13 protein-coding genes are annotated in these 13659 nt (G+C 42.5%); 12 read left to right on the top strand and 1 reads right to left on the bottom strand.

Annotated elements, in window-relative coordinates; translation table 11 throughout:
• The first annotated feature begins 6 nt into the window (after positions 1 to 6).
• The 5 genes from ACHZC4_RS11960 (at position 7) to ACHZC4_RS11980 (ending at position 3767) form a co-directional block, all read left to right on the top strand.
• Positions 7 to 303: a BrnT family toxin gene (locus ACHZC4_RS11960; protein WP_394754087.1), complete on the top strand. Its 297-nt coding sequence runs from the start codon at positions 7 to 9 to the stop codon at positions 301 to 303.
• Entirely contained in the window at positions 300 to 503 is a 204-nt protein-coding gene (locus ACHZC4_RS11965; protein ID WP_394754088.1) for a hypothetical protein, read from the top strand. Before ACHZC4_RS11960 ends, ACHZC4_RS11965 begins: the two co-directional genes overlap by 4 nt.
• Positions 504 to 591: 88 nt before the next feature.
• Complete coding sequence (locus ACHZC4_RS11970; RefSeq protein WP_394754089.1) at positions 592 to 996, top strand: DUF4332 domain-containing protein; 405 nt, start codon at positions 592 to 594, stop codon at positions 994 to 996.
• A 200-nt stretch (positions 997 to 1196) separates the two neighbouring features.
• A complete protein-coding gene (locus ACHZC4_RS11975; protein ID WP_394754090.1) occupies positions 1197 to 2468 on the top strand; it encodes a dicarboxylate/amino acid:cation symporter in 1272 nt (423 codons plus the stop codon).
• A 15-nt stretch (positions 2469 to 2483) separates the two neighbouring features.
• The gene (locus ACHZC4_RS11980; RefSeq protein ID WP_394754091.1) at positions 2484 to 3767 is read left to right on the top strand and encodes a dicarboxylate/amino acid:cation symporter; all 1284 of its coding nucleotides are present in this window, start codon (positions 2484 to 2486) and stop codon (positions 3765 to 3767) included.
• 81 nt (positions 3768 to 3848) lie between these two features.
• Here ACHZC4_RS11980 and ACHZC4_RS11985 read toward each other — a convergent pair whose 3' ends face one another.
• A complete protein-coding gene (locus tag ACHZC4_RS11985; protein ID WP_394754092.1) occupies positions 3849 to 4199 on the bottom strand; it encodes a hypothetical protein in 351 nt (116 codons plus the stop codon).
• Positions 4200 to 4475: 276 nt separating this feature from the next.
• Here ACHZC4_RS11985 and ACHZC4_RS11990 point away from each other — a divergent pair, with 276 nt between their 5' ends.
• From ACHZC4_RS11990 to ACHZC4_RS12020, 7 genes are all read left to right on the top strand, one after another.
• On the top strand, positions 4476 to 5063 hold the full coding sequence (locus tag ACHZC4_RS11990; RefSeq protein WP_394754093.1) for an outer membrane lipoprotein carrier protein LolA: 588 nt from the start codon (positions 4476 to 4478) through the stop codon (positions 5061 to 5063).
• A complete protein-coding gene (locus tag ACHZC4_RS11995; protein ID WP_394754094.1) occupies positions 5044 to 7419 on the top strand; it encodes an MMPL family transporter in 2376 nt (791 codons plus the stop codon). The genes ACHZC4_RS11990 and ACHZC4_RS11995 overlap by 20 nt, the downstream gene beginning before the upstream one ends.
• An 88-nt stretch (positions 7420 to 7507) precedes the next feature.
• On the top strand, positions 7508 to 8278 hold the full coding sequence (locus ACHZC4_RS12000) for a polysaccharide deacetylase family protein (protein ID WP_394754095.1): 771 nt from the start codon (positions 7508 to 7510) through the stop codon (positions 8276 to 8278).
• A 155-nt stretch (positions 8279 to 8433) separates the two neighbouring features.
• On the top strand, positions 8434 to 10311 hold the full coding sequence (locus tag ACHZC4_RS12005) for a hypothetical protein (protein WP_394754096.1): 1878 nt from the start codon (positions 8434 to 8436) through the stop codon (positions 10309 to 10311).
• 666 nt (positions 10312 to 10977) lie between these two features.
• Complete coding sequence (locus ACHZC4_RS12010; protein ID WP_394754097.1) at positions 10978 to 11214, top strand: hypothetical protein; 237 nt, start codon at positions 10978 to 10980, stop codon at positions 11212 to 11214.
• Positions 11215 to 11412: 198 nt separating this feature from the next.
• The gene (locus tag ACHZC4_RS12015) at positions 11413 to 12222 is read left to right on the top strand and encodes a hypothetical protein (RefSeq protein WP_394754098.1); all 810 of its coding nucleotides are present in this window, start codon (positions 11413 to 11415) and stop codon (positions 12220 to 12222) included.
• A gap of 247 nt (positions 12223 to 12469) precedes the next feature.
• Entirely contained in the window at positions 12470 to 13627 is a 1158-nt protein-coding gene (locus tag ACHZC4_RS12020; protein ID WP_394754099.1) for a DEAD/DEAH box helicase, read from the top strand.
• Positions 13628 to 13659 lie beyond the last annotated feature (32 nt).

Consider the following 13659-nt stretch of genomic DNA (forward strand, 5'->3'; position numbering starts at 1 on the left):
AAATTGGTGCAATATAACTTTGAATGGGATCCCAATAAGGCACAAAGTAACATTGAAAAACATGGCGTAACATTTGAAGAAGCTGCTGAAGTTTTTTTAGATGCCCTACATATCCCTGTTTTTGACTTTGAACATAACGGGATTGAAGAACGCTGGATTACATTAGGTAAAAACACCAACGAACGCATTCTCGTTGTGGTGCATACTTTTCAAGAACATAACGAACAAATGGCAACTGTACGCCTTATTTCAGCACGAAAAGCCACCAAGTACGAACAGCAACAATACGAGGAAAACCCATGAAAGAAGAATATGATTTTTCCAAAGGCATACGCGGTAAATTTTATCGTCCGAATACCACGTTAAATCTACCCGTTTATCTGGACAATGAAGTAAGAATTTATTTACAGGCATGCGCTCAAGCTAAGGGGGTTGATGTAAGTCAGCTGGTTAATGAGATGCTTAAGCAAGATATTAAGTTGATTGAAACTGTGAAGTCTTGAGCACTCAGTTTTCTGCGTTCTTTCAATTTGGAATGGGTGGTGGGTTCAAGTTATACTAACCAGTCAATATTAATCCCAGGAAACACTCATGGCACAAATTGAAGACATCGAAGGCATTGGCCCACAATACGCTGAAAAGCTCAGAGCAGCGGAGATAGCATCTACAGACAAATTGCTGGAAATGGGCGCTACCGCCAAAGGCCGCGAAGAAATTGCCACTAAAACTGGAATCAGTGCCAAGAATATTCTAGGCTGGGTAAATCATGCGGATTTATTCCGTATTAAAGGCATTGGCAGCCAATTTTCCGAACTTTTAGAAGCCGCCGGTGTAGATACCGTACCTGAATTAGCGCAAAGAAATGCCGAAAATTTACAACTGGCATTGGCAAAAACCAACGATGAAAAAAAGCTGGCTAAATCCACGCCGTCAGTTACTCAAGTCACCAACTGGATTGCAGAAGCCAAAACCTTACCCAAAGCTGTTCAGCATTAAATCCATATAGCATACCGAACGAAGCAAAACGTATCACCCAGTTAAAGATAAGTTTTGCTTCGTTCACTCCCTTCACTTGCTTTCATCACCAATAACCCAGATTTCACGTTAAAAATTGCCGCATTGGTCAAGCGTCTATAGCATCGAGATTAGTTTGTGAGGATAATCTGAAGCTTAAAGACACCAACAAGGTTCAGATCATGACAGCCCCATCGCACCACCACCCGCAAAAACCCAATCGCCAAACCTTGTATGTGAGTATCGCCTTGATACTCGGCATTATGGTGGGTGAACTACTCTACTTAACGCTAGGTAATACCGCAACAGGTAACGCACATCCGGCATTAGCACATATTATCGAAGTTTTTACTGTCATAACTCAGGTGTTTTTACGCCTGGTAAAAATGATTATTGCCCCGTTGGTGATTTCTACATTGGTAGTGGGTATGGCCAAAATGGGCGATACCCAAACTGTTGGACGCATCGGCACTAAAGCTATTTTCTGGTTTTTTTCCGCATCCATTTTCAGTTTATTACTGGGCATGTTTTTAGTGAATATGCTGGAACCTGGCGCGTCATTGCATATACCACTACCTCCTGCGGGTGCTGAAACGGGACTACCGCAAGTTTCCCCATCTTTAAAAAGCTTTGCCGAACACATGTTTCCGAGCAGTATTATTGATGCTATGGCCAATAATGAAATCTTACAGATTGTAGTGTTTTCGATGTTTTTTGGCGTTGCCTGTGCATCACTCGGTGATCTGGCGCTGCCTATTGTCAAGACACTGGATTCCCTGTCCCATATCATGCTGAAAGTCACCAGCTATATCATGCACTCAGCACCGTTTGCGGTATTTGCAGCGATGGCATCGGTGATTGCCCAGCAAGGTATCGGCGTATTATTAACCTATGGCAAATTTATCGGCGAATTCTACTTTGGCTTGTTACTGCTGTGTACGCTGTTGGGTTGTATTAGTAGCTTGTTTATTGGCCGGAGAATTTTTTCGCTGCTGCGCCACATTCGTGAGCCGATGTTATTGGCTTTCGGTACTGCCAGTAGCGAAAGTGCTTATCCTAAGTTATTGCAACAACTGGAACGTTTCGGTTGCGATGAGAAAGTCTGCGGGCTAGTATTGCCGCTGGGATATTCGTTTAATCTAGATGGCAGCATGATGTATATGACCTTTGCCGTGCTGTTTATTGCACAGGCTTACGGTATCGATATGGCACTTACAGACCAATTGACCATGTTGCTGGTGCTGTTATTTACCAGTAAAGGCGTGGCCGGTGTGCCTAGAGCATCACTGATTGTCATCTCGGCAACCTTATCCATGTTCAATATTCCAGAAGCCGGTTTGTTGCTGTTGCTGGGAATAGACCAGATTCTCGACATGGGCCGCAGCGCCACCAACGTATTCGGCAACAGTATTGCTGCCGCTGTCATCAGTCGCTGGGAAAAAGCCTTGCGCTAAAATAACGGATTATTTATGACCCTTAAAACCCTGCACCACCAGCTTTACCTACACGTTTTATGTGCCATCAGTTTAGGCGTTTTATTGGGACAGTTTTATCCAGATTTAGCGACTCAGATGAAACCACTGGGCGACGGTTTTATCAAGCTGATAAAAATGATTATTGCCCCGATTATCTTCTGTACAGTGGTAACCGGTATTGCCGGTATGCAAGATATGGGCAAGGCCGGTCGTATTGGCGCTAAAGCTTTATTGTATTTTGAAATGGTTAGCACTTTGGCGCTAATTATCGGCTTAATCGTAGTACATACGCTAAAGCCCGGTGTCGGAATGAATATCGATGTCAATACCTTGGATATCAGCGGCATTCATGACTACAGCGAAAAGGCTAAAAGCCACAGTACCGTTGAATTCTTGCTAAATATTATTCCTAATACTATCTTTGATGCCTTTGCCAAAGGCGAGATTTTACAGGTGTTATTGTTTTCACTGTTGTTTGGTTTTTCATTGGCTGCGATGAAAGAAACCGGCACCGAAGTGGTGATTTTTATAAGCAAAATGTCGCATGTACTGTTTGGTATTGTCGAAACCATCATGAAGCTTGCACCTATTGGGGCATTTGGTGCAATGTCGTTTACTATCGGCAAATACGGTGTTGCATCCTTATTGCCGCTGGCTAAATTAATGGGCAGTTTTTACCTGACCTGCCTGCTGTTTATTTTTATAGTATTAGGGCTGATAGCCAAACTGACTGGTTTTAGCATTATTAGATTCATTATCTACATCAAGGAAGAGCTGTTGATTGTCCTGGGTACGTCGTCGTCAGAATCAGTATTGCCGCGCATGATGCTTAAAATGGAAAAACTGGGCTGCACCAAATCCGTGGTAGGTTTGGTGATTCCCACCGGTTATTCTTTCAATTTGGATGGCACCTCGATCTATCTGGCAATGGCGGCTATTTTTATCGCCCAAGCGACCAATACACCGATGTCATTCACGCAAGAATTGACCTTGCTGGGCGTATTGCTGTTGACCTCGAAAGGGGCGGCGGGCGTAACCGGCAGTGGTTTTATCACCTTAGCCGCAACACTGGCCAGTGTCCCCACCATACCTGTCGCAGGGTTAGCCTTGATTCTGGGTATTGACCGGTTTATGTCTGAAGCCAGAGCTTTAACTAATTTGATAGGCAATGGCGTTGCCACGGTGGTGGCGGCCAAATGGGAAAATGAATTGGATGTTAGTCAGTTAAATTCAGTGTTGAACTCCGAGCCAATCTACAACAAACTGAGCGACAATTAGCAGGACTTTATCGCGTAACAGTCAGAACTTATATTACGCCGACTGTTGCGACACCCAAGGCATCGCAACAAACGAGCTAAGTTACAATGTTTTATACAGCTTTAAGGCTTCATTCAATAAATCAGTTGCTTCTTTAACTTCACCTTTTTTAGAAGCAATTTGCCCTTGAATAACAATAATGTTGGCCTTTTTTACTATTTCATCATTACCGGTAATTTGCGCTCCAATTTCACGCGCTGATTTTAGATGTAAATAAGACGCGGCAAAATCGCTTTTATTAATTTCGACGATAGCGCTTTCAACATGCGCAATAGTTTCGTTGATAGTTGCAGCTGAAGGGTTAACGGTTTCTTCTGCAAAGGCTAGCGTACTACTGGCAATTAAAGAAATAGCCATAAAGCACGTTAATGCTGTTTTTTTAATGAGATTCATAATTTTATAAAACCTGTGGGGTAGGATTGCCAGAAATTCTGGAAATAAATCATTGAAAAGCTTATAGCTTCTAATCTTCATCATACAGGATTAATTAATAGCCCATACGACTACATTTGACAGGGTAAATTTCTCAAAAGGCAGATTAATTCAATAGAAATGTGCAAATAAGACGTTCCCATATCCCTAAAGTTCCTCGGCATCGTTAGAAAAACCTATAATACAGCCACGGCGACATGCCCACTTTTAAATTCAGGTACTATTATTCAAATTATCATGCCAATTTTCTTAAAAGCATTATTACTGTTCATACTGTCATTAAGCCAAAGTTATGCAAACGATGAACTAGCGAAAATCACTGCGCAGTTAGTAAAAACACCCATAGCTCAGGGCCAATTTCAACAACAAAAACGCTTAAAAATCTTACGAAAACCCTTGCTGTCTACCGGCACATTCACCTACCATCACAGCCAAGGTGTAATCTGGAAAACACTAACGCCAATGCCATCGTTACTGTTAATCAATGAAACGCATTTATTGACTGGACAAGGCGAGCAAGCCGTACCACCTGCTTTTGGCAGCGTGTTTAAGGCATTATTAGGCGGCGAATTAAACCGCTTGACCGAAAGCTTTGACATAACAGGAAAAGACCAAAAAAACTCCTGGCAGTTACAGCTCACACCCAAAGATGCGTTATTGAAGAAAGTTATCAGCAGCATTACCTTAACCGGAGATACTGAGCTGCGCCAATTGGAACTCCAGGAAGCCAGTGGCAATCTGACGCAGATTAACTTCACACAAATCACCCATCCCGACCAATTAAGCCAAGAACAACAAGCCGATTTTGAACGTTTATCACCCTAAAATAACAGCGTGGTTATGGCTGACGATGATGTTAATCATCGGCGTACTGGGTAGCCAAGCATTAAGCAAAGACTGGCTGGAAACCGGTTTTTTAGCCTTGTTACCTGCTAGCGAACAACAACCGGAAATCGCTAAAGCCATACAGCAACATAACGAACTGCTTAACCGGAAAGTGATCTGGTTAACCGGTGCAGCAAGTTCTAAGGATGCAATTAGCCATGCGCGACAGCTTAAACAGCAGCTAGAACAAAGTAAGCTGTTTGCCAGCATTGTGCTGGAGATGCCGCAACAAAACATGGTTAAACAGTATCAGCAATTATTTCCCTACCGCTACCAATTGCTGGATGCCCAGACGCAACTCACGCTGAACAGTAACCCCAAAGACTTGCTGGGCCAAAATCTGCAAACTCTCTACAGCCCAATGGCTCAGATGACGTCGGCTGATCTTGAGCACGATCCGTTGTTAATATTCAGTCGCTATTTTAATGCCCAAAATCCCATCAAATTAACCCTGGAACAAGGCATTGTTGTCTTGCATGATGCTGACAAATATTGGGCATTATTACTCACCGATCTGGAAGATGCGCATTTACAGTTAGATAAACTGGAAACCTTGCTGGCACTGGTAAAAACCACCACCACGCAAGTGCAAACCGCTGGCGGCGAATTAATGGTGACCGGAATGCCTCTGTTTACAGCGCAAGGCTCAGATTCTGCCAAACAGGAAATTTCCACCGTTGGCGTTGGTTCTAGCGTAGGTATTATTATCTTGCTGATGTTGACGTTTAGAAGTGTAAGACCGTTGCTGCTGTCATTTTTGGCTATAGGCAGCGGTCTGTTTGCGGCTCTCGTTATTAGCGTGCTGGTGTTTGGCAAAATACACATTATTACCCTGGTTTTCGGTGCCAGCTTAATCGGGGTTGCGGATGATTATGCCCTGCATTTTGTTTGCGACAGCTTTGGGGCCAAAAACTGGCAGCCGCGCCAGAGCCTGCGTTATATCTTTCCTGGATTGCTGATTGGTTTATTAACCAATCTGTTGAGTTACGCAGGGCTAGTCTTCTCACCTTTTCCAGGCTTGCAGGAAGTGGCCTTATTTTCAGCCATTGGCTTGTTATTTGCGTGGCTTACGGTGGTTTTGCTGTTTCCATTGTTACTGACCGGTTTTAAGCCCGATCACAAACCGATCATTTTAAAAGTAGCCAACTACTGGCAACAACACTGGCCAGTGTGGCTGTTAAAAAATCGACGCTGGATTTGTCCACTGGCAGTGGTTTTTATAGCTGGTGGACTTTGGCAACTGACACCGCGTGATGATGTGCGCCTATTGCAATCAGCACCTGCTGAATTATTGAAAACCGCCGATAAAATTAAGCAATTACTGCCAGTCAGTCAGGAAAATCAGTTTTTTCTAGTATCAGGCGCTAATCTCAATGATTGGCATCACAATGAACAGCAATTGCTTGAACACTTAAAATCATTAACGCAACAGCATAAGCTCATGGCTTACCAAGGCCTGAGTAATTACTGGCCAGACCAACACAGCCAGCAGCAAAATTACCAGTTGCTGCATAAAACCCTGTATCAATCCGGTCTGCTGAAGTACTATATGACGGAGCTGGGTTTTAGCAAAAATGCCATAACTAGCGAACTCAAACAGTTTAATGATGCCAAAAACAAATCCATTGCACTTCCTGAATGGCTGGCAACAGCTGATGAAGCCAAACAGAATTTATGGCTGGGTTGTGATGCAACGCATTGCCTTAGCTTGGTTTCCTTAACCGGCATCACTGATTTATCGGCGTTATCCTCGTTACAAAACTTGCAAGGTGTTGCCTGGGTAGATCAGGTTGAGCAATTGTCTTCATTGTTTACACGCTATAGAATCCGGGTCAGTTTGCTGCTCATAGCGGCTTATCTATTGGTTTTTACTGGCTTTGCACTAAAATTTGGTTGGCGCAATGCGTTAACCATCATCTCAATTCCCATTATTGCGACGCTGGTGTCATTAGCCATGATGGGCTGGTTTGACCAGTTGTTCAGCCTGTTCAATTTATTCGCACTATTGCTGGTACTGGGTATAGGCGTGGATGATGCCATTTTCTTTTTTATGGCTTACAATTCCGAGCAGTCAAGTCCTAGCGCTACCGATAACGAAGACAAACGCGCGAGTACGTCACTCGCGGTAACACTATCTGCATTAACGACATTGCTGGCTTTTGGTTTATTAGCAGTCAGTTCTACCGAAATTGTGCATGCTTTTGGCTTTACCGTGGCGGCGGGTATTTTTACTGCGCTGGCGTGTTCGCCGCTGGTTGGACATCAGGTTAATCTACACGATAATCGCAAAGTTTAACCTTAAGCGCACTGCCATCGTAGAGACGCAAGTTTTGCGTCTCTACGATAGTCCCCATATTCTTCAGACAACCCTTTCACACTTTTAGATGACCTTTAAATCCACCCGCACAAGCGTTCTCCTTATCATCAGCCTTATAGCCCTATTGCACGTATTTTTCGGTAGCAGTCTAGTTTGGCTGGTACTACCCGCTGTAGTTTTTCTGTTGTTAATCGCCTATGGCTCGATAACTATCCAAGCTAACTTTTTTACGCCTGCCCTTTGTTGTGCTGATATTGTCGATAAATATATCGCGCTGTCGTTTGATGATGGCCCCAATCAGCAATATACCCCAGAGGTGCTATCAACCTTAGCGCAGTACAATGCCCCAGCAACTTTTTTTGTCATCGGCAAAAACATACTCGGTAATGAAAGTATTTTGCAACAAATTGATGTCGCCGGACACAGCATTGGCAACCACAGTTACAGCCATTCTTTTTTTATAGATTTTAAAAGTGTACAAGGCTTTAAACATGAGCTACAACAAACCGAAGACAGCGTGTTCAACGTCATCGGCAAACGAATGACATTATTCCGTCCGCCCTACGGCGTAACCACGCCCCATCTTGCCCAGGCGGCTAAAGCATTGAATTACACTATCGTAGGCTGGAATATACGTTCGTTTGATACCACCACCAAATCCGCACAAGCTATCGCCCAGCGTGTACAATCGCAAATAAAACCCGGTGCTATTATTTTGTTTCATGATACATCGGTTAAAACCATTCAAGCATTAAAACAAACGCTTGATTTTGCGAAACATAATGGCTATAAAGTTATCAGTATAGAGCAGCTTTTGAAGATTAATGTTTATGGTTAACTGAACAAATCCTAATTTTTTGCTAGCATTAGAGTTCTGCTAACTACTTAGCTGATAAAAATACAACGCCATCAATCTTTGCCAGGTAGTTAGATACCGCTATCTTTAGCTTTTCGTACGCTTCACCGTAATATTTACGGAACAAGGTTTAAAACATGACGCTTCGTTACAATCATTCTTTAACATTTAATTTATTAATCGGCATAGTGTTAGCGGGCTGCGCCCAAACACGGCAACTTGCTGTTGATTATCCAACAGGCGAAAGCACTGATCCCAATGCGCCGCAAACCACTAAAGCCCATCATTTTCAGGCGTTACCGGGATTTACGGCTATTGATGGTGATGATTATTACGTCCGCTTGATTTCTGAATTTGATTTTAAAGGCGACAATATCTTAAAAAGCGGCTGCGATACCATAACGCCGTCTTACAAAAAAAGTGATTTGTCGTCGGCGCTGATATTCAACATCCGAAATAGTCCGCTTAAATTTACTAACCAAGCTACGGGATTTTCCTATCAAGCTGCTACCGGCAAATGTAATTTTAAATTTGATGCCAAAAAACTTAATTTAACACCCTGGATGCGTTTGGACACAGGCAAGGAAACTTCGGTGGACTATAGCGTTTATTCCAGTGCCAATAGCGATGTGGATGTAGCCGGTATTGTCGGAAATGTGTCCACTGCCAGCAATTTACTGGCGTTTACCGGTGTGGGGATGGGTGTTGCCGTATTGGGACAGTTTGCAGGGCAATGGTTTAACAACACCCAGCAAGCCAAAGCCGCGCCGGTAAAATCGACTACTGCAAACAGCAGCACAGAATCGCATTCGCTGCCTGCTATTGTGAGTTACTCCGACAAAACCGGCACACTCAAAGAGACCGTTTTTAAAGTCTATGCCGTTGCCGAAGGCGGCATTAATATCCTGAGTTCGGATACCAAGCCTTTAGGTGAATTAAAGATTTATCCAGAGCTTACGCCATCTTTACTGCTTAAAACCAAACCCGATGGCATACCGGATGCACGTGATTTATCCTTAAATGAGATCAGTTATTTACCGGTAAAATCAGCGGCTGGCGAGATTAATTTGCAGCAACTTATTGAACAATCCAAACACCCTGAAAAACCCAATTTAAAACCGGACTGGAATAATTACCAAGACGTGCAAAGCAATTGCCGTAAATTGAAGCTGGTGATGAAAGATTTGGGCTTTAACAAATTTGACCGCAATGCCTATATCTATTACTTTCTGGCCAATAACAACGACTGGAAAAACTACAACATCACTGCCCAAAAAGTTCAGGGTAATAACATCAATGCAAAAACATTACAGGATTATCGCAGTAAGAATTTCGATAACTGTCTGGCGGTGGATGATTATAGCGTTATGAAGGCCATGGGATTGCCCGTCAACACAGAAACGGATTGGGCACAGATGGGCGATTCCAGCCAGAAAAAAGAACAGTTTTTTATGCCGCTTAAATCCATAGAACGACAATTGGTTGCAGTGCTTAAAAACCCTAATAAAACCGAAATGGAAAGCCAGATTTTTCCGTTATTACACACGTCACAAAATGGTGATGGCACGGTGTTACTGCAAAATCATTTAGGAGACTTTGGCCTGGAGAAATTACTGCAACCCGCATCTGCGGTTATGCCAGCGTCTGGAGGACAAGCTACTCCAACTCTATCAGCGCCAGCACCCATGACTATCCCTGGCACAGGCTTAATTATCAGCGCCCGCCAGTTAGTACAAGTCTTTTCTGGGTTGGCCATTAACGAACTAAGCTGCGCACGTATTATTCCTGAACAACGCGATAAACAAACCGGCAATATCGGTATTTTATTATTTACCACGCAACCCACAAGCCTTCGTGCTAAAGGTGGCGCAATGGAATTTGAGTTTTCTGCGGGTAAAATTAACCGTATTGCCTTTCAGTCACCCACCTATCGTGACTTTGAACAAGATGTGCTTGATCATTCCGATGTTGGCGGTTGCCATATTGATCCGGCATTATTGACAAAATTGCACTAATAAAAGTTGTAGGGACGCAAAATTTTGCGTCTCTATTTCAGGCTTCCCACTTAAGGCGGGACAGGTGAGGGTGTGCTGTTCGTACCCATGGTGAGCCATTCGACAAGGCCGAACAGTGTGCCTTATTGCGTGTCCCGTCTTATGTGGATAACCCTACCTTTCAAACATCTTCCGCATCTTGGAACTTTATCTGCTTAATTTCTTTCTAATGTGTTATTAACAATTGGATTAGACATGAAATATAAAGACCTTTTTATTGGCATAGCCATTCTTATCGTTTTTTATGTAACGGGACTTTATTTATTTCAAGGTCAGGAAGAATCTAATGCGTTTTACACAAAAACCAACCAAATTGTAAAACGACATCGCTAACTCAAGAAAAACAAGCTCTTCGCTACATTTTTAACACGTATGAATAAATCAGCTATTCCCTGCACATTAATAAATTTTCATCCTTCAGCCAACAACTATCAGGTGCATCTGCTTTTAAATTAGTTTGGCATGAAATGAATGCAAAATGTCATTGTATAAAGGTAAATAACAGGAGTAAATTACAAGCTGGGTTGACAGTTTCGTAATGACTTTAAAATTTCAGCCTGACGACACCTTGCTTTTATTTGTAGTAGTTTTAAACAGATCAGCCACCTAATCTTGGAGAAACATATTATGAAACCTAATGATGAAGAAATTCAAACAGTGACCATTCAACTTAAAGAATGGGACGTCAAGATAAATTTTCTGCTTGAAAAACAGAAGGCTGCGATAACAACAGCAAAAAGTATTGCTCAAGAGCTTGATGACTTACGCGTAAAACAACGCTTAGCTACTCAAAAACTACGAAAATGGGACATGGATAAAACAGGCTATTACTATATGTGGGAAAATATTGGCGATGGTGGCTAATAAAATCTTATCCTTACAAGCCACATACCACCTACGTTAATGCTAAAATTAAATTACAACTATACTTTTAATTTTACGATATTTTAAAAAATATGACGCTTTTATAATTATTTAGTAGCACAAACCTCTAGGATTGAACTAGAATTGATTGCGAGACCTAAAAATATCACATTTATAATCTTTTCTGGAGAAAATAAAGTGAAAAACAGACAGTCATGTAAAGAAAAATACTTACAGCCTGTATTGAGTGCCTTGCTCTTAAGTACCTTGCTTCTAGCTCAAAGCGTGCATGCAACCGTAGTGGCAAAGTGCAATCAATTTGATATAGTCAACATTACCCCTACCAGTAATACTTATAAAGTTTACAATGATGTTGTATATAGCCTCAACAACTCGCAATGTATTAAAGTTGATGATGCAAATGGCAACTTTAACGTCATAACATCAACAGCTAATTTCCCTACTATCGGCTTACCTGTTAACTTTGTTTATATTGGCAAAGGTTGTCACTGGGGCTATTGCACCACAAAAAGTGGCATGCCTAAACAAGTGAGTGCGTTATTGAATGTGACCAGTAGCTGGAAAACTGTCCAACCTGCTACTACTGCTACTGCTAAAAGCGCTTATGATGTCTCTTACAATATCTGGTTTAACAAAACAGCTACCGCGTCTGCTCAAGCAGATGGTGCACAACTAATGATTTGGCTTGCTTCTAAAGGTGGCGTAGCCCCTATAGGTCTAAAAATCGCCAGCAATCAAACGATTTCAGGGAGTACGTGGAATATATGGAAAGGCTTGAATAACGGCATTGCTATAGTTACTTATGTAAGAACTGCCAACGTGGTTTCGGTGGCCAACCTTAATATAAAAGCATTTATCACAGACGCCACCACCACAAGAAACATTGTTCAAGCCAGCTGGTATTTAATTGGCCTTGAAGCGGGATTTGAAATTTGGAAAACAAGCGAAGGTTTAGCTTCCAGCAGCTTTTCAGCTTTGGTAGAGTAACTGGCCTAAACCGAAAAAACGGCTAGACGAAATTGCTTATACTACAAACAGAGGACAAAAATTACTGCTTCAAGTTATTAGGTGCTAATTTTGTAACTATCTATTATCCAAAACACCGCCCACAGGTGTTTTCTTTAAATTAGCGCCGCCTAAGCTTGCGCCATCGAGTATAGTGACTTTTAAATCAATGCTAAATTATTAGCACTCTCTTTTATGCTCACTTACTCACTCATCCATCGTTAACATCATGCAGCCACACGTAACCCCTATAGATTTTGCAAGCTTAGATTTATCACCTGCATTATTAAAAGCTATCCAGCAACAAGGCTATAGCAGCCCAACCCCGATTCAGTCACAAGCCATTCCCATCATTTTATCGGGCCACGACTTAAGGGCAAAAGCACAAACCGGTTCAGGCAAAACCGCCGCATTTGGTTTACCGCTGCTGCAAAAAATATTGCACAATCGTGAGCAGCCTAAACTTGCCACAACAGGTAATCAAATAGGGACGCTTATTTTGGCTCCTACCAGAGAATTGGCCATACAAATTGCTGAAGCGCTTACCGGTTATGCCAGTGCAATTATGCCCAAGGTTAAAATTCAGAGTGTGCATGGCGGTATCAGCATCAACCCGCAAATGCTGGCATTACGCGGCGGCGCAGATATTCTGGTGGCAACACCAGGACGTTTACTGGATTTAGCACAGCAAAATGCCATCAAATTTACTGATCTCCAATGTTTAGTATTGGACGAGGCTGACCGGTTATTGCAACTGGGTTTTAGCGAAGAACTGAATGAAATCTTAAAGCTATTACCTAAAAGACGCCAAAATCTGCTTTTTTCTGCCACTTTTCCTGATGAGTTGGATCAGTTGATTGCAAAGCTATTAATAAGCCCCGTGCAAATTGACTGCCTAGCGCCGGAAGAAATGCTCATTGAACAGCGCGTAATTACTGTTACGCAGGAACGTAAAAACGCACTTTTGGCTCATTTGATTAACGAGGGCAATTTGCAGCAAGTATTAGTGTTTGCCAATGCGAAGAACACCTGTAACCGTCTGGTTTTAAAACTGGGTAAAGCGGACATTTACGCCATGGCTTTACACGGCGACAAGACTCAGGCGGCGCGTAATTTAGCTCTGAAAAAATTTAAACAAGGCGAATGCCGTGTGTTAATTGCGACCGATTTAGCCGCACGAGGCATTGATATTGAACAACTTGAAGCCGTCATTAACTTTGATTTACCGCGTTCACCCAATGATTATATACACCGCATTGGGCGAACAGGTCGGGCAGGACAAAGCGGATTAGCTATTTCTTTGCTGTGCGAAGAAGATGAAGCGCATTTTCGGGTTATTGAAAAACGCATGAAAAAACGCCTGGAACGCGAACATTTTGAAAACTAAGCGGTTTGGCAGTTGTAAAGTGGTGCGAAGGC

The organism is Crenothrix sp. (assembly GCF_043729335.1).
GTDB lineage: Bacteria > Pseudomonadota > Gammaproteobacteria > Methylococcales > Methylomonadaceae > Crenothrix.

Excerpts from the sequence above, each read along its gene's own strand:
- ACHZC4_RS12020 (WP_394754099.1), top strand. The coding sequence starts at position 12,470 with ATGCAGCCACACGTAACCCCTATAGATTTTGCAAGCTTAGATTTATCA.
- ACHZC4_RS11990 (WP_394754093.1), top strand. The coding sequence starts at position 4,476 with ATGCCAATTTTCTTAAAAGCATTATTACTGTTCATACTGTCATTAAGC.
- ACHZC4_RS12005 (WP_394754096.1), top strand. The coding sequence starts at position 8,434 with ATGACGCTTCGTTACAATCATTCTTTAACATTTAATTTATTAATCGGC.
- ACHZC4_RS11970 (WP_394754089.1), top strand. The coding sequence starts at position 592 with ATGGCACAAATTGAAGACATCGAAGGCATTGGCCCACAATACGCTGAA.
- ACHZC4_RS11965 (WP_394754088.1), top strand. The coding sequence starts at position 300 with ATGAAAGAAGAATATGATTTTTCCAAAGGCATACGCGGTAAATTTTAT.
- ACHZC4_RS11975 (WP_394754090.1), top strand. The coding sequence starts at position 1,197 with ATGACAGCCCCATCGCACCACCACCCGCAAAAACCCAATCGCCAAACC.
- ACHZC4_RS11980 (WP_394754091.1), top strand. The coding sequence starts at position 2,484 with ATGACCCTTAAAACCCTGCACCACCAGCTTTACCTACACGTTTTATGT.
- ACHZC4_RS12010 (WP_394754097.1), top strand. The coding sequence starts at position 10,978 with ATGAAACCTAATGATGAAGAAATTCAAACAGTGACCATTCAACTTAAA.
- ACHZC4_RS12000 (WP_394754095.1), top strand. The coding sequence starts at position 7,508 with ATGACCTTTAAATCCACCCGCACAAGCGTTCTCCTTATCATCAGCCTT.
- ACHZC4_RS11985 (WP_394754092.1), bottom strand. The coding sequence starts at position 4,199 with ATGAATCTCATTAAAAAAACAGCATTAACGTGCTTTATGGCTATTTCT.